Genomic DNA, 21,287 nt, shown 5'->3' on the forward strand with positions numbered 1-21,287 from the left:
AAAGGCTGGATAAGTGTATGCTAACCTCACAAGCTACTCCCGAAATTGAGCAGTTATCAGGGAAAAAGGCCCGCTTGTCTGGCTATCCAGCGGGGGGTAATAAGTTCGATTGGCTGGGGCTGGGGCTGGCGGTTTTCCTAAACGGCGGATTATATCTCGATGGCTGGGTACGTAATCATACCCCCACCCAGGATACTTTCTTCACCCCCTGGCTCGGACTGCTTTACGTGGTTTACCTCATAGTCGCGCTATTCTTTCTAGCGATAGCTTTCAGGAATCACTCGGTGGGTTACTCCTGGCGGCGAAGTTTGCCCAAGGGTTATAACCTGGCATTGCCGGGAGTAATATTGTTTGGGTGGGGTATTCTCGGGGAAATCTTCTGGTATCTTGCCTTTGGGACTAATGCCGACACTGCCCCTTTGCTCAGTCCCCCTCGGTTGGTGTTGGCTTTTAGTGGCTTGCTGGTTATGAGCACTCCCTTTCGCGCAGTGCTGTCCAGGGTTCAAGTAGCTCGACCGGGCTGGCGAGAATTGGTACCAGCCCTGCTTTCAGGTGGACTCCTGCTGGCGGTACTGATTTTCTATAGCGGGTATTCGCAGCCTTTCATAGAAAAGAATCCCGCCAGTACCCCGACTGACCAACTTTGGGGTGTTGATCTTTATTTGATGAATCCGGATGGCAGTGCTAAGACCCGTCTGACCAGCAGTAATTCTTTCTATAGCTGGTTGCCCCGCATTTCTCCCGATGGCAAACGAATAGTTTTTACGAGCGGGGAAAACGGTAAGAAAACTGACCAGTTATATATCATGGATCTGGATGGCTCAAACCGGGTACAACTTACCAATTTACCCGGTTCTAATGCCTGGCCTACATGGTCGCCAGACGGCACTACAATTGCGTTTAATTCTGGGTTAGAGGGCAGTGCGGAAATTTACACCATTAAACCTGATGGAAGTGAGTTGCGGCGCCTGACCAATAATCCCGGTGATGATATGGGGCCGGTCTGGTCGCCGGATGGTCAGTCTATACTTTTTTATTCACAAAAAGATGGCGACTACAAGCATCTTTATCTGATGCGACCAGATGGCAGCGAGCAAACCCGCTTAACCAGCGACAACTGGGATGATATAACTGGCTCTTTTTCACCAGATGGCAACCAGATTATATTTTCTTCATATAGGGATGTTACTTTCCAGATTTATCGGATGAACCGGGATGGTACTAATCTTGTCCGCCTCACCAACGACTCGCACGATAACTGGTATCCTGAGTGGTCGCCGGATGGTAGCAGTATCACCTTTATGTCTGGTAAATATCAGGTGAGAAAAATAGATATTTATCGGATGAAACCCGATGGCAGCGAACCTACTAACCTGACCCAAAATGGGGTGGGAGTGATGAGCCAGATCCCCTGCTGGTCGCCTGATGGCAGCAAAATTATCTACTCTACGACCTTTCCCCTGGAATATAGCCAGTTTCTGGCCTTATATCAAACCAGTGATTTAGGAATTGGCAGCCTTTCGGTTCAGGCCGCCCTTCTGATAGGTCTGCTTTTATTTCTGTTGCGGCGATGGGTTTTGACTCTGGGGGCATTGACTCTGGTTATGACTCTCAGCATTGTGTTGGTGAGTGTCATACAGGAACGCTACGAGTTGGTGTTAGTGGCATTAGTAGCGGGTGTAATCACCGAGGCTTTACGGTGGTTGCTCAAACCTTTCGAGAGTCGTAAGGGGAAGTGGCGCAACTACCTGTTTGCCTTCGCCGTTCCATTTCTTTTCTACGGGCTATACCTGCAAACCTTACAATTTAGCCGGGGAATAAGCTGGGCAAGCCAACTGGCAGTCGGTGTACCAATTATAGCCGGACTGGTGGGAATTCTTATGGTGTTGTTGGGGTTGTTTTCAAGCCTCAGCCGCGAACATACCCCACAGCCCACCACCGCATATGAGTTACAGGGACGGTTACTCCTGCTGGCGCGGTTTGGCTGGCTGGCACTGGTAGCTCTTACCATCATAGTAAGCTTAGTAGGTATTCCTTACTACCTTCAAAACTATCAGGTCTGTAACAGCTCGAATTGTATCGCGCCCGAAACCGCTAAAGCCCTTGAAAATGTGGGCATACCGGTACAGGCTTATATCGCTTTTAGTCTTATAGCTGACAATTTAATTTCCCTCCTCTGTCTGGGAACCGCTTTTGTTATATTCTGGAAGTTGTCCCGCCAGTGGATTGGGCTGGTTGCCAGTTATGCCCTGATAATTGGCTCTTCCGTAACTTATATTTACCCTCTAATTTACAGTGCTGACCACTCAATCTGGTTGAATCGCAATAAACCGAATTATAGCTTTGATGGCTGGTTTTATACTGGTCGCTTTCTCGAAGGTTTTTTTGTACTAACTATTCTCCTACTCTTTGCTCTTTTCCCTAATGGGCGGTTTGTCCCGCGTTGGATACGCTGGCCTCTAATACTATTTATTGCGGTGAGGTTGTATTACTACATATATAACGACCTCCTTGACTGGGGTGAATGGGTGCAGTGGACTATTAGTTTGACCGAGTGGGTTTGTGTCCTGAGCGTTATAGTCTCCCAGATTTACCGTTATCGTCGGGTTTCAACTCCCCTGGAACGACAACAAACGAAATGGCTCGTTTTCAGCGGCGTAGCCTGGTGGTTAGTCAAGTATAGTAGCGGCCTGCCAGGTGGTGGTGGCTTCAATATTAACCTGAGTGATACTCTTTACTGGCCGCTTAGTAGCCTGATAAATTATTCGTTTTCCTTTTTCCTGGTGACCTCATTCATACTGGCTCTTTTTCGCCAGCGTTTGTGGGGCATTGATCTGGTGATAAATCGCACCCTGGTCTATGGTACCCTTACCCTGACGGTGATACTCCTATATCTAAGCCTGGTGCTTGGCCTTAATACCCTCTTTCAGCAAACTATTCAGGGTAACTTGCTAATTTCCATGCTGGCGACGGTGGTAATTGCCCTGCTGTTTCAGCCCCTGCGCCATAAGTTACAACGAGCCGTTAACCGTTATATGTATGGGGAAAGAGATGATCCCTATGGAGTGCTAGCCCGTCTCGGTCAACGGTTGGAAGGTACTTTAGCCCCGGAACAGGTTCTCCCCACCATCGTGGAAACCGTTGCCCAAACTCTCAAACTTCCCTATGCCGCTATTGAACTGGCTTACTCTTCTACCAGCACTTTAGTCTTAGCAGAAACGTCAGGGGAGACCAGTAAGCCCGGTGAAGTGGCAGCAGCTTATGGCACACCGGGTCCGACCAGCAGCCTGACCCGCTTTCCCCTGAGTTACCAGTCCGAAACGGTGGGCTACCTGGTCTTAAGAGCCAGAGCTGGCGAAAAACTAGGGCGAAGTGACCAACGACTTTTGAAGGACTTGACCCATCAGGTGGGTATAGCGGTCTCAGCCGTAAAGTTAACCCTGGACTTGAAGCGTTTAGCCCAGGATTTACAACAGGCCAGGGAGCTTCTGGTAACGACCAGAGAAGAAGAGCGTCGCCGTTTGCGCCGGGATTTGCACGATGGTTTGGGTCCAACCCTCGCCAGCCTCTCTTTCAAAATGGAAGCGGCTCGAAACCTGCTGGGACCTGGGAACGCGCGGGTGGATGCCTTGTTAAGTAATATCTCCCAACAAACCCAGCAGACTATTACCGAGATAAGACAACTGGTTTATAGTCTAAGACCACCCGCCCTGGACGAACTGGGTTTAATCCTGGCGATCAAAGAGCAAGCCGCCCAGCAACAACTCCCAACCTTACGGATTGGAGTGGAAGCCCCCGAATGTCTGCCGGAGCTAAGTGCGGCGGTTGAGGTAGCAGCCTACCGTATAGTGCAGGAAGCAATCACCAATGTGGTACGGCATGCCAAAGCCACTAAGTGCGTCATCAGGATAGAAACCCGTAACCAGACGCTGCTTATCGAAGTAATGGACGACGGTCAGGGCATTTCGCCCGCCCATCGTTCAGGGGTGGGATTACGAGCAATGTATGAACGAGCCAGCGAACTAGGGGGAAGTTGCACTATCCAACTAGGCCAGGATAGAGGCACGGTTGTACAGGTAAAACTACACCTGCCCACCCTAAAAGTGGGAGCGGAATTGGTACAGGAAGCCTTAAACTAACCGCGAATAATAAACTGAACAATAATTTTTGAAAGAGGTGGTGTAATGTCAAACCCTGCTCCCGAACTTCAACCCGGTGTTATCTTAGCTGCAACTTACCGCCTGGAAGAACTCCTGGGTAAAGGCGGAATGGGGGAGGTCTGGTTGGTAACTCACCTCCTCCTAGATGAAAAGCGCGCGATCAAACTTATCCTGGGCGAATACGCCGCCAATCTCCAGGTACGAGAGCGATTCATCCGGGGAGAAGCCCGCAATGCCCTCCGTCTCTTTCACCCAAACATCGTGCGGGTCTACGATTTAGGTCAACATAAGGATATGCCTTATATCGTGATGGAGTATGTACCAAAGGGGGCTTATGGAGCTGACCTCAGAAGTTTACTCAGAGCCGAAGGTAAACTGAGTTTGGAGCGCACCGGGGAAATTCTCAATCAATTAGCCGCCGCCCTTGACCATGCCCATAACCAGGGATTAATCCATCGCGATCTGAAACCCGCCAATATTTTATTATCCGACCAGGGTCAGGTTAAACTTACCGATTTTGGAATTGTTAAGGATTTAAAAGCGCAAGACGAATACCTGACCTCCGAAGGCTTCGCGGTTGGCACCCCGGTCTATATGTCCCCCGAACAGGCGCGGGGCGAAGCGATAGTTGCCAGTGATATTTATGCTTTGGGAGTGGTGATCTACGAAATGTTGGCAGGTCGCCCGCCCTTTGTGGGGTTAGCCACCTCGGTGGTATTGCAGCATACCACCACCCCACCCACCCCGCTGCGTCATTATGACCCTTCCATACCTGATGGGATTTCGGAGGTAATCTTAAAAGCCCTGGCTAAACCCCCCCAGGAGCGTTATAGTTCGGCTTTGGAGTTGGCCCAGGCTTTTGAAACGACCCTGAAGGAGAACCGCCCGACGATTGACACCACTACAATCGCCATCAGCACTACCCCGGCAAGGCGAAGTCGGGAACTAACCCAGAATACGCCAATTTCGACTGATACAACAGCTAAAATAAGAATTTTGATTGCGGACGACCACCCTCTGTTTCGGGATGGTTTGCACATTTTGCTAGATTCGGTGCCGGATATGGAGGTAATCGGTGAGGTTGCCAGTGGCGATGAGGTACTTAATCAGGTGGCTACTTTTGCGCCCGATGTAATATTAATGGACATCAATATGCCAGGAATTAACGGGATTGAAGCTACCCGGCGGTTGGTGCAAACATATCCGCAACTTAAAGTGCTGATTATTACAATGTTTGAGGATGATGATTCGGTGTTTGCCGCAATGCGCGCAGGAGCTAAAGGTTATTTGCTCAAGGGAGCAGCTCAGGGTGAAACCCTACGAGCCATTCGGGTCATCGCTGAGGGGGAAGCCTTTTTCGGGGCGGCTATCGCCCAGCGATTGATGACCTATTTCCAGGGGATAAAGCCTAGTATAGCCAACCAATCGCCCTTGTTAGCCGAGTTGACCGAGCGGGAACATGAGATTCTTACCCTGATGGCGCAACGTCTTTCAAATCCCGAAATTGCCACCCGCCTGTTCTTAAGTCCGAAGACGGTGCGGAACCAGGTTTCCATTATATTAAGCAAATTGCAGGTAGCTGACCGGGCTGAAGCGATGCGGGCAGCCTGGACTGCTGGGTTAGGGAAGGATTCTGAAGGAACGAATCTGTAAAAAGTGATGCAACGTAACTACTCACCTAATTTTTGGAAGTTAGGTTCAAATTTGTAAGTACAAACTTTGAAAACATCAAAAAGTTGACCCTGACTGAATAGCAACAAAACTTAATCCATTGGACATTACTCAAGCGTACTTGGTATTATTACTTGTAGACAATTTCTCTTTGCCTCTCACCTGGTTTCTGAGTGTGTAACTGCCAGTATGTTTCCGCTATCAGGTCAGGGTCAAAGTGAGTTCCAGGTGTAACATAACCAGCAATGGTTACAGTAGCCACTTGGATTCCTTCCACTTCAAGTTCAGCTCCCAGAGAGTATGCAAGGTTTCTGAGGGCGGCCTTGCCCACTGACAGGGAGGCAACCTGATGGTTTGGACTTAGCGCCAGCCCACCCCCTGTGAAAAGGATTGTACCCTTCCCCTTCGCCCTCATGCTTGGAATTACCGCCTGCGTAGCTACCAGCGCTCCCGCCACGTTAGTTTTGAAATCTTCTACTAGGCTTTCCACCGGTATCTCGGAAGGAATTCCCTGCTTTATTGCAGCGGCATTGTAGACCAGCACGGCTGTCTCACCCAGGCTTTGCCTTATAAGCTCTAGGGTCTGCTTTAAAGCGTTAAAGTCGGAGGCGTCTGCGACAAAACCAAAAGCTTTTACCCCTAAATTCTCAAGTTCTGAAACTGACTCCTCAACAGACTCAGCACGGCGAGCGATAAGGGCTATGCGGAAGCCTTCCTTTCCGAAGCGTCTGGCGACACCTTGGCTGACACCTGAGCCTGCACCGATAACCACACAAAGTTCTTTATCCATTTGTATATAAGCCTTTCAAATTGTACGAATCTTATAAATATAAGTAGGTAAACCTATTTTACTGTTAATTTTGAAGATAGCCAAGCAAGGGGGTGCCTGGCAGCAACGACTTTTAGCGGGAATAGCGGCTCGGGGGAATAAAGAGGCTTTTGCAAAATCTCCCGAAACGACGCACTTAAGCTACATGTTAGGGTTGTTGTACAGCACCTCGATTTTCTCATTACCGAGAATAGGTCGTCGCTTCGGGGCTTGGGTATCTATCTACCTCGGCTTAGCCGTAGTGTCTCAAAAAGTATACTTTCTGATACACTATCCTTGACCTGTATCAAATGTCGTTTCATAATGTCATTATCACAACCTCTAAGATATTTTGAAACACAACATTAACTGGTTTGTAGCAGCAGTGCACCGTTTCGGGGAGTTATACAACCCTCTCCCAAGATGAGAAAAGTCTCATTTGGTTTCAATCCCTCTCCAATCTCCACACTGTAGAATCTTATTATCAATATAAATCATTCTTTTGAAATGTCTTTATTCATTTCCGTCATTCTTAAGGATGGATTGAGCGGCTGACCTCGCTCATTCTAAAAACTCTTTTATCTGGGTTGAGACTGTTCGTTATAGTGAGCAGGCTCAACCCATTTTAAATAATCTTGCAATCAGTACATTAGACTCAAATCCGATTACGATAAGACACCGGAACCATCTTTGACAATGTATAGATGTTCAGAAAAGATTTTTGAAAAATACAGCGATGGTTAAGTACAAAACCTACCAGAAGATTCCAAAACCAAACCTGAAGATCTATAGCAAGAATATTCTAAAAGAGAAGTGACAGATCAAGAAAAAAGGCTTATGACGGTTTTTTTCTCGAAACAGTGCATTTAAGAGCTACACGGGATCGATCCTAATAGACACAAATTTCAAGCTGCACTTTTTCTAAAAGTTCGAATGAAACTCGTAAGTTTTCCATTCCATACCCTGAGGTTTTCTCAGCTTCCCTTCTTTTAGCAATTTTGTGAACGGTTACTCCCATTTTTACCTTTATTTTTACTATTGCATGATTAAATTTATCAACAGCTATAAAGCTGTAGCCTGCTGTTTGCATTTTCCAAACAAACCATGCACAAAATAATGTTGTTGATAGTTAGATAGTCCGTCATTTGTTTATTTGTATTTGGGACTATAAACCTTTGAAAAAAGAAAGGGTTTCTTGACAACATCAATGGAAAAACGATAAACCTTACCTGTACTTTATATCAGGAAGTCAATATATTAAGGAAGCCACTAATTTAAAAAGACAGAATAACGTTGGGCAAAAAGCAGTTGCCGGCACTCAGTCAAACCACAACTATCCTCTTATATTCCGTTATTAATATATTATCCTGAAAAGTGATTATTTCATCCCATACTATTTGCCATAGATATACAGATTTGGTTTTGGAATATTTAATCGGTTTTTGTACCCAATAACCTGTAATTTTCTAATCTCTTTTCTTTATATCTGAGAGCCTTTCGTATCTAGCCCAAATCTGGTTTTTTCGAGCCAGTTTGAAGTAAATTCCCTCATTTTGACCGAATCTGAGAGCACTGGTTGAAATGGTTGTTTTAATCTAATTGCTTATCAATTTGACCAGAAAATCAGCAAAAATCAAATTATGACAGGCGCTCATTTAACAAAGGCTTCGAATTTATTAGCGGGAAAGGATCAAGATGATGAAGTCTAAACAGACCAGCTTATTAGTCGCAGTGCTATTGCTAGTCACCCTTTTTTCTGGCTTGGTGGTCCAGATAACGCAAGCCGCACCCCAATTTGCCAACGACAAGTTCAAAAACTTGTGGCAATACAGCGACAAACCGGTTGATGAAATTCCGGGATTAGGACGAGGTTATACCTGGGGACCTAATTCCTTCGGAACCTTACAGGAGGATTATCAGGAAGCTTCAGGAGGTAAACGCCAAGTACAATACTTTGACAAAAGCCGGATGGAACTGTCCCCCGATGGAAGTTTTGTCACCAACGGTCTTCTCACCAAAGAACTGGTGACGGGTAACCGCCAGGATGGGGACGCTAAATTCAACCAACAAACACCTAGCACAGTTCAGGTAGCAGGAGATGACAATAGCAGTGGTGGTAATGCGCTATCCCCTACCTATGCCAGTTTCAAGCAAGTAATTACAACTAACCCTGGAGAGAATACCGCCTCAAATCGAGTGGGACAGCCTGCCAATTTGGGTATCAACAAAGCGGGAGTGGTAAGTACATTGGATAATCCTCCGGCTCAGGTGCAAATTGGTTACTATGAATCGGTTTTGGGACACAACGTTCCTAAAGTTTTCCAGGATTACCAGAACCTGACAGGACGAATCTGGGATGGTTCACAAGTAGTGGTAGGTAAGATCTACACGGATAATCCCACTGCCAATGTGTTCGGCTATCCAATCTCAGAAGCCTATTGGATGAAAGCGGTGGTAGCCGGACAGGAGAAGGATGTGCTGGTGCAGCTATATGAGAGGCGAGTATTGACTTACACTCCGTCTAATCCGACTGAATTCCAAGTTGAGATGGGCAACATCGGGCAGCATTATTATAAGTGGCGTTACACCGCTCCAACCCCACCTACTTACGAAGTTAATGGGCAGTGGTATGGGGTAACCGCACAAGGTCAGAAATTACAATTTAGTATTACCAATAACATAGTAAGTTCAGTCACTGTAAATTTCGGTATTCAGCCATGTTCCACCTCTTGGAAAAAATCCTTTACCGACATGCTGGTTAAGGGTGATGGGTTTGCGATAGCAATGGATAACGTAAGTTTTAGTGGTACATTTAGCTCGCCTAGTTTCATTACAGGTAAATTTATAATAAATAATGTTTCTGGGGCTTGCGCCAGCAGTGCCGATACAACTTGGACTGCTACCAGGGTCGGCTTGTCCCTTCCTGCAGGTAAATTTGATGGTTATTGGGATGGGGGAGGGTCAGGCATAACCATTTCCTTGGCTGTATATAGTGACATAATCACCAACTACTATTTAAAAGTAACTTGTGGGAATAATTCAACTTCTGTTTCTACTTCCTCTGCTTTAGTTCCCATAGTTGATAACGCTTTCTCAATAGAATATAAGACTAGTAGATCAACTTTTAAAGTTACTGGCGCTTTCACTGCAAATGGACAGATTTCAGCCAATTTACAATTCAGTGGTGACTCGACTTGTGGACCGGCAAGCGGTAACTGGATAGCCAAACGAACACCTTTCTCCCTTTATGATGGCAATTGGATAGGTACAACCTACCAAAATAAGGTTATATATTTCGGCATCAAGAATAATGTAGTGGGGGATATTACTTTTGGTCAAAGTTTTTGTAATCCTAATCTAGATAGCTATGGCGTAACCTATATCCTGAAAGGATCTACTAGTATTAACAATAATAGTTTTGTGAGAGACAACGGAAAACTTGCCATCTCTGGTCAATTTAAAGATCAGAACGCGGTGAATGGGAGTATAAAACAAAGCTCTACATCCACATGCCCTCTACAGGGAACCTGGCAAGCTAGAAAGGTTTCGCCATTTGAGCCATAAATAATTTGTAACTATTTACCCCTAACCTCCTCAGTGGGGAAAGAGAGAGGAATGAGTTATAAGGGCATCGAGTCCAACAAATACGTTTGTTCTAAAGAGGTTTGAGTTTAAAACACGCTTACAAACAACTTTAAAACAAAGTCGGGCTAATACTTCCCAAGTATATTTAGTTTGAAGCCAAACATTACTTGGGATTTTTGAGCTTGATAATAAGTCGGCTATGTTTCTAAAGCCTGGAACATTTGTATTTGTTGGTCAAGTTCGTACAGCCCAGAGAGCGTTATCGATGGCTAAATATCCAGAAGATAAAATGTAACATAAGAGAAGAAAAAAGGGGTTAATATGCAAAAATTAAAGCGGATTGGGCCTTTACTTCTATTATCTTTGATACTTCTTGTAGCCTGTGGCGAACCGACTGCAACACCTGTGCCGCCAACAGCCACGCCCATACCACCAACTGCAACACCTGTGCCGCCAACAGCCACGCCCATACCACCAACTGCAACACCTGTGCCGACAGCCACGCCCATACCACCGACCGCCACCCCAATCCCATCACCGACGCCTGTTCCAACAACCTATGATGGTAACTGGGACGCCACTGCTTCAGACGGAACTCAGATTGCCTTTAACGTTCAAAAAAACATGTTTGTTTATTTTGCACTACGAGAACCCTGCACTAATTCTAGTCCCCTTCGCGCCTCATACACCATTGAAAAAACTAGTCTGAAGGGTACTGACTTCTCTTGGGAAATTACTTATACTGACAAATTTGTCGGCAAGTTTGAGTCACCTGAGAGTGCTTCAGGAGAATTAATAATCAACATGGACAAAAAGGTGAACGGTTGTCCCGGTGCAAGAAAGATAACCTGGAAAGCCTCTAAAACATCTTTTGCATCAAATGATGGTATCTGGAAAGGTCAAGTATCTAGTGGTGGAGAGATTAACTTTGTAGTACGAAAAAGTATTATTCCCGAGGGGACTATCAAACTTTCAGGCTGTGGACAAATAAATTTTGGTCTCACAGATATTTACCTGAATGGTAATAGATTTTCGTTTAACGGTTTTATGGGTAATAACGGTTCATTCAATTTGAATGGTACTTTTAACGGAGAAAAAGGAGAAGCGAGCGGAGAAGCTAAAGCCAATGAAGCCAGTTGTAAAGCTGACGCTAGCTGGACCGCAACTAGGCAATAAAACATAAAGATTATAAAAGCACAAGTTTCAAATTCAACATATCGCAGAGGTGGTGATGTAGGCAATCGAAAAGGACGAAAATAAACATCAGTAATCAATTACGACCTTAGTACAGGTACGCAGGAAATAAAATGCGGGGCAGAAGGTAGTCGCGAAATTCTCTGGAAAGCTAATAAAAAATAGGCGGCACAAATGGTTGAGCTTGAAGACATCTTTTATATACCGGTCAGGGATAAATATCTGGTGTACGCTCCCTTAAAACGGGTAGTGGCACTGGTAAACCTGAAAGCTCTTCGGCAAATTAAAGAGCAGTTACAAACCGACAGCCCTGCTTTGGGAGAAGTAGAATCTTTGTTAGAGAGACTCCGGTTGCAGGGTGAACCGATTCCTGTTCCCAGGACAGGTACATTGGATGATCCTTTATTCTTGGGAATTATCCCTACACGTGGGTGTAATCTCGCCTGCCGTTATTGTGATTTTGCTGCTCCCAAGCAAACCAGTCCGGTTATGGATATACAAATGGTCAAGAATGGAGTGGATGCTTATTTAGATTTGCTTACATCAGTGGGTAAAAAAAGGGCGGAAATCCATTTCTTCGGGGGTGAGCCTTTTTATGCCGAAAAGGTTGTTCATTTCGCGGTCGAATATGCCCGTTTGCAAGGGGCAGCAGCAGGGATAAAAATTCATTTCGAGGCTGCCACCAACGGTATATATAATGAAGCTCGTTGTCGTTGGATTGCCAACCAATTTGATACGATCGTGCTTTCACTAGACGGTCCGGCAGACATCCAGAACTGTCACCGTCCCGCCATTAATGGGAAAGATGCTTTTAACATTGTTACCCGTAGTGCCCACATATTTTCCGAAAGCCCGCTTGAGCTTATCATCCGAGCGTGTGTAACAAGCGACACAGTAGAGCGCTTGCCGGAAATAGCCCAATGGATCTCAAAGGAATTTCGCCCCTCTGCGGTTTGTTTCGAGACCCTGAAAGAATCGTCATTATCCCGTGAAGCAGGCTTTGAGGTTCCCACACCACTGGCATTTGCCCGTAATTTTATCAATGCTGCTCAAATCCTTGAGAGATCAGGAATTGAGGCGGTTTTTTCAACTGCTGACCTGCGAAACAACCGTGCCAGTTTTTGCCCGGTTGGTAAAGATGCGCTGATAATCTCCCCAGACGGGACAGTGGATGCCTGCTACTTGTTACCGGAAGATTGGAAGCGCAGCGGTTTGAATATGCAATTGGGGCAACTCAACGGGGCATCCTTTGAATTTGACTGGGATACTTTGCAACAGGTACGACAATTGGTGGTACAAAATAAGCCCCTTTGCACCGATTGTTTTTGTCGCTACCACTGCGCAGGAGGATGTCACATCACCAACGCTACTTCCGGACTACCCGGTCAGTATGAGTCTGCATGCGTGCAAACTCGTCTCGTAACAATTGCACTGCTGCTGCGAGAGATCGGGCAAGAAAAACTGGTAGAGGAATGGTTGTCCGATTCTGAAGCACTGGCAGTTTCCGCGCATCAAAGCTCGGATCGGCTTTTCAAGGAGGCGAAAAAGTGAAAAACGCTGTTGGTGAACTAATTTTGATTAGTCCGAAAACCATCCAATGGGTTCAGGATTCAGAAGAAGTGCTAGTTGTGAACGAGCAGTGCAACGAATCCCATAGTTTGCGCGGGGTAGAAGCGGCAGTTTGGAACTGTCTTGTCCTAGGCTATTCTTATGCCGATTTGTTGGAACTTTTAGCAAATCTGCTGGACTTACCCAAATCAGAGGCGGCTACCAACTTGAACGGATGGCTTGAAAAATGGCAAAGGGTTAGTTTACTGCAAAAGCAGGAGGGGTTTGATGACTAACCTGTTGGTAACCCGCGTCTGTAATTTGAAATGTCCTTATTGCTTTGCCGGGGAACATATGCAGGAAGCTAAAGCGGCAGCTGTACCTCCGTACATTTCGCTGGATGATTTTGATAAGCGGCTCGATTTTCTGGAACGGTCGGGAATTGAAGAAGCTCGGTTGATCGGAGGCGAACCAACCTTGCACCCCAACTTCCCAGAACTGGTTCGTCGAGCACGCGAACGGAATAAACAAGTGGTTGTTTTTTCAAATGGGCTTATGCCAGAAGTGGCTTTGTCCGTCCTGGAGAATTTACCGAAAGAGGTATGCCAGATTCTAATTAATATGAACGCTTCTTCTCATCTTTCCGGACCGGACGAGCGGGAACAAGCATGGCGACTGAAAACGCTCAAACGGTTGGGTCCTCGTGCCATGCCCGGTTTTACCATTTACACCACCGATTTTAGCCTAGACTATCTGCTGCCGATTATCTCAGAAACCGAATGTCGCAAGGCTATCAGGCTTGGCTTGGCGCAAGCAATTTATGGCGGAGACAATAATTACCTACATCCCAAGCAATATTCGATAGTAGGGGAGAAAATCGCTCACTTTTCTGAGGTTGCAGCCACGGCTGGGGTCAGAATTGAGTTCGATTGCGGTTTTGTGCCTTGCATGTTTTCAGAGACTAATCTGGAGACGTTACGGCAAGCCCGAGCGGCGGTGGCGTGGCGTTGTAGCCCAATACTGGACATCGGTTTGGACGGGCAAGCTTTGCACTGTTTCCCGTCTGGAGGTAAGTTTCATGTTTCATGGGGAGATGGATCAGACACAACTAGCTTGCGAAACGCTTTGTCAGACCGAGTGAAGCCTTTTCGGGTGGCTGGTATCTATAAGGAATGTTCCACTTGTCGGTTTAAGTTGGAAGGCGAGTGTCAGGGCGGTTGCCTTGCTGCCACCTTACGTCGTTTTCAACCCGCCAAAATCAGTTTTGTAATGCCTTGCTATAACAAGTTAACAGAAGGGGAAGAATATGACCAAAGATAATGAAGAGAAGGATATTGAGGAGGAGAAACCCCAAGTTTTTGCGGTAAGCAAAAAGAGAGAGGGCTTCAAGTTCAATCGGCGCGATTTTCTGGCAGCGGCAGGGGCAGTAAGTGCGAGTGGCGTTATGGTTGCTTGCGGCGATACCCCCACCCCGCAGCCCACTCCAACACCTTTGCCAACTGCCACCCCCTTGCCAACCGCCACCCCGCAGTCAACCCTTACCCAACAACAATTAGCCGCGTTAAAGGCACACACCGATTCTGTCAGATCAGTAGCAATCAGCCCGGACGGTAACACCCTTGCCAGTGGCAGTTTGGATAAAACTATCAAGCTATGGTCGCTGCCCGAAGGCAAGCTGCTCAACACCCTCACTGGTAATTCTGATGCGGTAGCGTACAGCCCGGACGGGAAGATTCTTGCCAGCGGAAGTTTTAAAGAAATTAAGCTGTGGTCGTTGCCCGACGGCAAGCTGCTCAACACGCTCACGGGTCATTCTTCCGGGGTCAATTCGGTAGCAATCAGCCCAGATGGTAACACTCTTGCTAGCGGGAGTTGGGATAAAACCATCAAGTTGTGGTCAATACCCGACGGCAAACTGCTCAACACTCTCGCAGGGCATTCTGAAGCTGTATTGTCAGTAGCTTTCAGCCCGGACGGGAAGATTCTTGCCAGCGGAAGTAATGATGGCAGCATCAAGCTGTGGTCAATACCCGACGGCAAACTGCTCAACACTCTCGCAGGGCATTCTGGGGCTGTCGATTCGGTAGCGTTCAGCCCCGACGGCAAGACCCTTGCCAGCGGAAGTTATAAAGAAATCAATCTGTGGGAGGTGAGCAGCGGAAAGTTGCTGCAGACCCTCACTGGTGATTCTGATAGTGCCTTATCGGTAGCTTTCAGCCCGGACGGGAAGATTCTTGCCAGCGGAAGTAATGATGGCAGCATCAAGCTGTGGTCAATACCCGACGGCAAAATCCTGACCGCGCTGATGGATCTGGCGGCGAATACTTCTGACGTAAAGGGTGTTAGTTTTAAGCAGGGAGATATAACCTATACCTTGCCCTGCGGTTCTGCCATTCCTGCCGGAGCAGTTTGCACCTGCAACTGTGTGGCTGGTACCGGGATGAGTACCGGTGGAAGCGGTACACACTACTGGTATCCCAATTAAACTATTGAATATTTCGTCAGCTCTCTCAAAGGCGGGATAAAAGGGAAGAATATATTAGCTTGTAAAGGAGGAAACCATGGAGGACGAGCCAAAAAAAGCCGAGCAAACCAATGATGAGGAGAAACCCCAAGTTTTTGCGGTAAGCAAAAAGAGAGGGGGCTTCAAGTTCAATCGGCGCGATTTTCTGGCAGCGGCAGTAACGGTAGGTATTACCGGATCATTAGTAAACGGTGAGAGCAAAGAAGCTGTAGCTAAAGAGCCAAACTCCTATAGCCTGTTTTTACCCTTGCTGGATGCTTCCAGCTTTTCCAATGATAAATTCCAGCAAAAATGGGAATACAGCGACAGGTTGGTAATTTTGGATCCTACGGCGGGGCGCGGTTATACATGGGGACCAAACAGCTTCGGAACTTACCAGGAAAATTACGTTGAGTCTAACGGAGGAAAGCGACAGGTTCAATATTTTGATAAGAGCCGGATGGAACTTGCGAATGACGGCGTTACCGTTACAAACGGCTTACTCACCAAAGAACTGGTGACGGGGTTGCAACAAGACGGAAATTCCCTATTTATCCAGAAAACTCCCTGCCAAGTGCAAGTGGCAGGCGACGATAACAGCGGCACCGGAAACAAAGTAGCTCCCTCTTATGCCAGTTTCCGCAGTGTCATTACCTTTAACCCCGGTATCAATATAGCGCCCTCTCTCATCGGTCAGCCTGCAAACCTAGCTATAAACAAAGCGGGAGAGGTAAGCACTCTAGATAATCCTCCTGCCCGTGTTTTGATCAGTTCCTATGAGGCTACGCTTGGGCATAATGTACCGGATACCTTCCAGAATTTCCAAAATCTGGTCGGACGAATCTGGGATGGCAGCAAATTTGTGCAAGGGAAGATTTTTACCGATAACCCTATTGCTAACGTATTCGGCTATCCGGTGACCGAGCCGTATTGGATCAGGGCAGTGGTGGCAGGAGCGGAAAAGGATGTATTGGCGCAATTGTTTGAACGCCGAGTTCTAACCTACACGCCTTCCAACCCCGATCCTTATAAGGTAGAGATGGGTAATATTGGGCAGCACTACCATTTCTGGAGATATGGAAACAATAGCAATACCGCTATTAAGGTGCAACCAACTCAAATGACTTCTTACAAGATTTCTGGAAAAGAATTTACGCAGCCCTGCGGCGCGCCAATTCCGGCGGGGGCAGTTTGTGTCTGTAATTGCGTGGCAGGCACCAGTTCCTGTAACCCGAATTGCACCTGCAACCTGATTTGTACCTGTGATGCCCAATGCACCTGCCAAAGCTACTGCTCAATAAATTATCATTACTGGCATCCGAATTAATTGAAGTGAATGGAGTGTTAATTAATGGAAACATATGTTATACCTATGTCCGAAAGCACCGACTCGGATAAGTATATTATCTTTCGCCCTCTCACCGGGCTGGCTTTCGTCGGTAACCGAGCCATGGCAGAGCTTTCCACAGTTTTGTCGAAGGGCGCTCCAGTTTTACCTGAGCAAGAGGTAGGGGAGTTTTTAGAGGCAATTGATTTTTATAAACCAGACCCACCCACACTTAGCTTTTCTGACACAGTTTTCCACCCGACTACGGCTGTTTTGTTGATGACTAACCGCTGTCAATTGCGCTGTATTTATTGCTATGCTTCTTCCGGGGAATTTTCCCCGAAAGACCTTTCTTCGGCGCTAGGTTACACCGCTATAGATTACGCTTGCCAGAATGCCCAAGAAATGGGTCGCTCGGAATTTGAGGTATCGTTTCATGGAGGAGGCGAACCTACCTTGGCTTGGAAAACTATTCAGGAATGTACTGCCTATGCACGCGAAAAGCCAATCAAAGCCAAAATAAGCCTAACCTCAAATGGAATATGGTCGAGCGCCCAACTCGATTGGATTACCTCCAATCTAGATGGGTTGACACTCTCGATAGACGGCGGGTCGAGTACGCAGGGAAGGCAACGCCCTCTCTCCAGTGGTGGTAACTCGTCGGCTCTAGTAATGTCCACCGCTAAAGAATTGGATGGTCGCAACTTCAATTATGGCATCCGTATGACCGCTACCGAACCATGGAGCAATCTGCCGGAAGATGTCCGATTTTTGGTAGAGGAAACCCGCTGTCCAACAATTCAGGTAGAGCCTGCTTTCAATCCTCGGAGAGGCGGTCATGGACAGCCCGATGAGATGGAAGCGTTGGCTTTTGCAGAAGCCTTTCTGGAAGCAATTGAGGTAGCCAACCAATCAAACAGGATTTTGTTTTATTCGGGGGCACGTCTTGGGATGTCTCCAGGAACTTTTTGCACTGCTCCGTATGGGGCGCTTATCGTAAATGCGGAGGGCGAACTGGTGTCTTGTTACGAGGTCACCAATGCTACTCATCCAATGGCAAAGCTTTCGGCTATAGGACGGATTGCCGGGGAGGAGGTTATTGTAGATCAAGCTGCACGCAGTTACCTGTTAAACCTTATCGCCGAACGCCGGGAAGCCTGCCGCGATTGTTTTATATATTGGTCGTGTGCAGGAGGATGTTACTCCCGCATGTTCGGTACCGGACCAGAAGGTCATCAAATTAGGGAAGGGCGTTGTTACCTTAATCGCTATATCACTCAACAGTTGCTACTCAAGGGTATCGCGGATGGAAACGGAGTTTTATATTCACCACCCCGAAGCGGCTGTAATTGTTAGATCAGAGGAATTAAAGATGGATAAATTAGAGAATCCCTACGCTTATGAGAACTTTCCCAGAGCTAGGTTATCTTTCAGGATAACCCGCCGCCAGTTGTGGTCGGCAATAGTCACCAGAGTAGAAACCCGCCGCCAAGAAAATAAGGGTCGTTCTGTGTTTGATTTGCAAGAATTGGGCAATTATTCGGACGAGCAATTGTCCGGGCTTGCTCCAGCAATAGTGGATGGCTGTGAAATCTCCGTAACAGAGGGCTTTATCTATTGTCTGCCTCCAGGTCGGATTGCTGCTGTCCAGCTTTTTCCGCAAGATTCTCCGGCGCTAATAGCTTTCAATCTCTTTAACGGTCTGACAACTTTGGGAGAAGCAGCCAAGCAACTTAGCACGGAAATGGATTGGGATATTAAGCATAGCTTTGCGTACATCCGAGGGCTTTTCCTGGCTCTGGTTCTAGAGGGGGTTTGTCTTCCAGCATCCCATGTAACGCCATGAGTAATATGCAGTCTCCGCCTTTCGAGTTGATTGCGGATTGCAACCTGCCAATTTTTCGACAAAAACAAAACCGATTCACGCTTTTCTATGCTCCCGGTTACTTGATGTAGATTGCGGTTGTCAAGACCTAATATTCCGGGCTAAAAATGCATCTGAATTTAACCCACTTTTTTAAGAAAAAGCTCCAGGCAGTGGCCTGTCGCACGCTGGCGTTCGCACAAAAGCCAAGCTTTTGCGCTCAACCAGCTCTTATTAGGCTGAAATAATCTTAGCCTCTTGAAATCTTTAAGAACCAGTTCCCGCTTCCGGTTTCTTTTCTTCTGGTGGAAGTTGCCGACGCTCTAAGCCGTAACTCTCCTTTCCTAAAGTGCGGTAACTGCTACCTCTTAAATAAAAAACTTCTCCGTGATGCAATAAACGGTCAATAATCGCCACCATCAAGGCAGTATCACCACCCTCGATCAGTTCGCCCCAGTTAGAAAGGCTTTTGTTACTGGTAATGATCGTAGCACCTCTGAGGTAACGTCCGCTGATCAGCTCATATAAGGCCGGACCTACACGTGCGTCCATCGGTAAATAGCCCAGTTCGTCTAATACCAACACCTGACATTTCAAAAGCGGCTCTAAAATCCTGGCTATTTCCTGGCGAGTGCTAGCCGCAATCACTTGGTTCGCCAGTTGTTGAGCCGTAATGAACTTTACGGTGTAACCCAACTGCACCATCTTAATTCCGGCTGCAATCGAAAGATGGGTTTTCCCAAGCCCACTTGCCCCGATTAGGAGTAAATTCCCAGCTTTTTCTACAAAACTGCTGTCGAAATAGCGTAAAATCACGCTGCGCTTCAGTTCCGGGTGGCGACTGAAATCGAATTGTTCCAGGCTGGCTTCAAAAGGGAAACTGGCTGAGTGCAAACGCTTTTTGAGTTGGTTCTCCTGACGAGATAGCAACTCTTCGCTTAACAATTCTTCTAAAAACTCCCCGTAATCCATTCCGGTTTCGCGTGCCCGTTCAATCCAATCGCTGTATACCTGTTTTACCCTGCCCAGTTTTAGGCTGGTGAGTTTATGTTCCAGACTATTCATCCCACCGCCCTTTCTATTTCATTTTCCTCAGGTATGGCCGAAAAACGGTTGGCCACCAGTGGTTCGTATTCACTGAGTAGCCGTTCCACCGCTGGTTGAGTGGGCTTGAGGGTAGCGGCATTACTGCCTGAACCCGCTGGCTTGAGTAATAAACCCTTGAGATATTCCGCCCCGTAAAGCTGTTGTTCCGTTGCCAATTCCACCGCCGCCTGGAATTCTTCCAGCCCTACCTGCTGGGCCAGCGCGTATAGTTGGTGGATTTGTTCACTCATGGTGGCTCTTTGCCGTCGACAGATTACCGCCACATACTGGTACACTTGCGGTCCTAAATTTAACAACCAATCCCGCCACACCATGGTTCTGGCTCTGGGTTTGATCTCAAAAGCTTGGGTGTAATGTTCCGGTATTACTAAGCGGCGGTTTCGGGAATAACAACGGGGGTGCTGTGCCACCAGTTCCGTACCCCGCCATAACTTCAGCCATTCCCGATGTATCCGGGCTGTCAGGGTTTGTCCCATTAGTTCCGCCGGTACGCTATATTTGTTGGTCTCAAAAATGACTACCCCTTCCCGGTTTACCACCAGGCTGGTAAATAAACCGTAATCCCGGGCACTAGCAGGCAATGGGCTGAAGTGTTTACGCTCTATTTCCAGTAAGCTACCCGGAATTTCCCCGGTCGCTGCGCATGTACGCTCGTAATTCACTACCCCTAACCATTCTTCCAACTGCCTTACCAGATCCGCCGCATCGTAGAATGTACGACCAGCTAGAAAATTGTTTTTGGTATACTTTACCAAATTTTCTACGGCACCTTTCTGGTTTCCGCTGGCCGGGGCACAGGCTTCCGGGTGAAACTCGAATTCTAGTGCCAGTTTCTGCCACACCGGATGCCACACTGGTTGGTTCTTTTCATCTCGCCTCAGTACCACCGTCTTCATATTATCCGTGGTAATTACCCACGGTACTCCCCCCATCCGGTTGAGGGCTTCCACCAGGCAGCGCACCAGCGTTTCTTCGGCCATATCTTTCTGAAAGCTCACATACATAAAACGCGAGTATTTCAGCCGGGCACAGAAAAAGTAGAAGGTTTGGGGTACACTATCTTGTTTACTGAACAGCACTCCCCGAATTTCACCCCAGTCTATTTGCAAAAACTCTCCAGGTAAGCCCTCAAAACGTATCTGTACCTGATGAGCCTGGTTCTCTCTGGCTTTTTTGAGCTTGCGCACATAGTCATAGAAGGCGGTGGGTCTGCCACAGTAGGGCTGTTTGGGATCTTCCCACGCTAGTTCCAGCATTCTTTTCACTTGTAGTTTTTGTTCTAGCCAGCCTTCAATCTGTTCTTTGAAGACTGCCACACTACTTTCACGATTGGGGCGGGTTTGTACCTTGTCGCTAGGTTCATTTAGCACTCTTTTTACGGTACGGGCATCATGTTGCACTTTGCCCGCAATTACGTTGTAGTTGTCCCCTCGTTTCCGGTGGTACTTTATTGCGCTTCTGGCCATAACTTCTAACATCTCCTTCTCGTAGCTCCTCTCTTCTCACCCTTCTTGCCAATA

General features: G+C 47.2%; 15 protein-coding genes. 11 read left to right on the forward strand and 4 right to left on the reverse strand.

All coding sequences use genetic code 11. The features are described 5' to 3' along the window. The first annotated feature begins 17 nt into the window (after positions 1-17). Both OZ401_RS25375 and OZ401_RS25380 read left to right on the forward strand, forming a co-directional pair. Positions 18-4,139 carry a DPP IV N-terminal domain-containing protein gene (locus tag OZ401_RS25375; protein ID WP_341472196.1) on the forward strand — a complete coding sequence of 1,374 codons (4,122 nt, stop codon included), beginning with the start codon at positions 18-20 and terminating at the stop codon, positions 4,137-4,139. A gap of 45 nt (positions 4,140-4,184) precedes the next feature. Continuing rightward, positions 4,185-5,813: a protein kinase domain-containing protein gene (locus tag OZ401_RS25380; RefSeq protein ID WP_341472197.1), complete on the forward strand. Its 1,629-nt coding sequence runs from the start codon at positions 4,185-4,187 to the stop codon at positions 5,811-5,813. A gap of 148 nt (positions 5,814-5,961) precedes the next feature. Here the strand turns inward: OZ401_RS25380 and OZ401_RS25385 are convergent, their stop codons facing one another. Then, complete coding sequence (locus OZ401_RS25385; protein ID WP_341472198.1) at positions 5,962-6,621, reverse strand: SDR family NAD(P)-dependent oxidoreductase; 660 nt, start codon at positions 6,619-6,621, stop codon at positions 5,962-5,964. A 907-nt stretch (positions 6,622-7,528) separates the two neighbouring features. Further along, positions 7,529-7,729 carry a hypothetical protein gene (locus tag OZ401_RS25390; RefSeq protein ID WP_341472199.1) on the reverse strand — a complete coding sequence of 67 codons (201 nt, stop codon included), beginning with the start codon at positions 7,727-7,729 and terminating at the stop codon, positions 7,529-7,531. A gap of 605 nt (positions 7,730-8,334) precedes the next feature. On the opposite strand from OZ401_RS25390, the gene OZ401_RS25395 reads away from it, so the two are divergent. The 9 genes from OZ401_RS25395 to OZ401_RS25435 all read left to right on the forward strand — a co-directional run bounded on the left by OZ401_RS25395 (position 8,335) and on the right by OZ401_RS25435 (position 18,642). Beyond that, positions 8,335-10,203 (forward strand): hypothetical protein, encoded by a 1,869-nt coding sequence (locus tag OZ401_RS25395; RefSeq protein ID WP_341472200.1) that lies wholly within the window; start codon positions 8,335-8,337, stop codon positions 10,201-10,203. 342 nt (positions 10,204-10,545) lie between these two features. Beyond that, entirely contained in the window at positions 10,546-11,400 is an 855-nt protein-coding gene (locus OZ401_RS25400) for a hypothetical protein (protein ID WP_341472201.1), read from the forward strand. A 192-nt stretch (positions 11,401-11,592) separates the two neighbouring features. After that, a complete protein-coding gene (locus tag OZ401_RS25405) occupies positions 11,593-12,969 on the forward strand; it encodes a radical SAM/SPASM domain-containing protein (RefSeq protein ID WP_341472202.1) in 1,377 nt (458 codons plus the stop codon). Next, entirely contained in the window at positions 12,966-13,262 is a 297-nt protein-coding gene (locus OZ401_RS25410; RefSeq protein ID WP_341472203.1) for a hypothetical protein, read from the forward strand. Before OZ401_RS25405 ends, OZ401_RS25410 begins: the two co-directional genes overlap by 4 nt. Continuing rightward, entirely contained in the window at positions 13,255-14,286 is a 1,032-nt protein-coding gene (locus tag OZ401_RS25415) for a radical SAM protein (protein WP_341472204.1), read from the forward strand. The genes OZ401_RS25410 and OZ401_RS25415 overlap by 8 nt, the downstream gene beginning before the upstream one ends. Beyond that, positions 14,273-15,451: a WD40 repeat domain-containing protein gene (locus OZ401_RS25420; RefSeq protein ID WP_341472205.1), complete on the forward strand. Its 1,179-nt coding sequence runs from the start codon at positions 14,273-14,275 to the stop codon at positions 15,449-15,451. The genes OZ401_RS25415 and OZ401_RS25420 overlap by 14 nt, the downstream gene beginning before the upstream one ends. A 76-nt stretch (positions 15,452-15,527) precedes the next feature. Continuing rightward, a complete protein-coding gene (locus tag OZ401_RS25425) occupies positions 15,528-16,796 on the forward strand; it encodes a hypothetical protein (RefSeq protein ID WP_341472206.1) in 1,269 nt (422 codons plus the stop codon). 24 nt (positions 16,797-16,820) lie between these two features. After that, the gene (locus OZ401_RS25430) at positions 16,821-18,152 is read left to right on the forward strand and encodes a radical SAM/SPASM domain-containing protein (protein ID WP_341472207.1); all 1,332 of its coding nucleotides are present in this window, start codon (positions 16,821-16,823) and stop codon (positions 18,150-18,152) included. A gap of 16 nt (positions 18,153-18,168) precedes the next feature. Further along, positions 18,169-18,642, forward strand: coding sequence for a hypothetical protein (locus OZ401_RS25435; RefSeq protein WP_341472208.1), 474 nt, complete (start codon positions 18,169-18,171; stop codon positions 18,640-18,642). Between the two features lie 285 nt (positions 18,643-18,927). Here the strand turns inward: OZ401_RS25435 and istB are convergent, their stop codons facing one another. Further along, positions 18,928-19,725, reverse strand: a complete 798-nt coding sequence (istB, locus tag OZ401_RS25440) for an IS21-like element helper ATPase IstB (protein ID WP_341467826.1) — start codon at positions 19,723-19,725, stop codon at positions 18,928-18,930. Continuing rightward, positions 19,722-21,245, reverse strand: a complete 1,524-nt coding sequence (gene istA / locus OZ401_RS25445; protein ID WP_341467827.1) for an IS21 family transposase — start codon at positions 21,243-21,245, stop codon at positions 19,722-19,724. Before istA ends, istB begins: the two co-directional genes overlap by 4 nt. Between the last annotated feature and the right edge of the window lie 42 nt (positions 21,246-21,287).

This window comes from Candidatus Chlorohelix allophototropha (assembly GCF_030389965.1).
Classification (GTDB): Bacteria; Chloroflexota; Chloroflexia; order Chloroheliales; family Chloroheliaceae; genus Chlorohelix; species Chlorohelix allophototropha.

Bases quoted from the DNA above. Each gene is read 5' to 3' on its own strand.
- OZ401_RS25375 (WP_341472196.1), top strand. From the start codon at position 18: ATGCTAACCTCACAAGCTACTCCCGAAATTGAGCAGTTATCAGGGAAA.
- OZ401_RS25380 (WP_341472197.1), top strand. From the start codon at position 4,185: ATGTCAAACCCTGCTCCCGAACTTCAACCCGGTGTTATCTTAGCTGCA.
- OZ401_RS25385 (WP_341472198.1), bottom strand. From the start codon at position 6,621: ATGGATAAAGAACTTTGTGTGGTTATCGGTGCAGGCTCAGGTGTCAGC.
- OZ401_RS25390 (WP_341472199.1), bottom strand. From the start codon at position 7,729: ATGCAAACAGCAGGCTACAGCTTTATAGCTGTTGATAAATTTAATCAT.
- OZ401_RS25395 (WP_341472200.1), top strand. From the start codon at position 8,335: ATGATGAAGTCTAAACAGACCAGCTTATTAGTCGCAGTGCTATTGCTA.
- OZ401_RS25400 (WP_341472201.1), top strand. From the start codon at position 10,546: ATGCAAAAATTAAAGCGGATTGGGCCTTTACTTCTATTATCTTTGATA.
- OZ401_RS25405 (WP_341472202.1), top strand. From the start codon at position 11,593: ATGGTTGAGCTTGAAGACATCTTTTATATACCGGTCAGGGATAAATAT.
- OZ401_RS25415 (WP_341472204.1), top strand. From the start codon at position 13,255: ATGACTAACCTGTTGGTAACCCGCGTCTGTAATTTGAAATGTCCTTAT.
- OZ401_RS25420 (WP_341472205.1), top strand. From the start codon at position 14,273: ATGACCAAAGATAATGAAGAGAAGGATATTGAGGAGGAGAAACCCCAA.
- OZ401_RS25425 (WP_341472206.1), top strand. From the start codon at position 15,528: ATGGAGGACGAGCCAAAAAAAGCCGAGCAAACCAATGATGAGGAGAAA.
- OZ401_RS25430 (WP_341472207.1), top strand. From the start codon at position 16,821: ATGGAAACATATGTTATACCTATGTCCGAAAGCACCGACTCGGATAAG.
- OZ401_RS25435 (WP_341472208.1), top strand. From the start codon at position 18,169: ATGGATAAATTAGAGAATCCCTACGCTTATGAGAACTTTCCCAGAGCT.
- istB (WP_341467826.1), bottom strand. From the start codon at position 19,725: ATGAATAGTCTGGAACATAAACTCACCAGCCTAAAACTGGGCAGGGTA.
- istA (WP_341467827.1), bottom strand. From the start codon at position 21,245: ATGTTAGAAGTTATGGCCAGAAGCGCAATAAAGTACCACCGGAAACGA.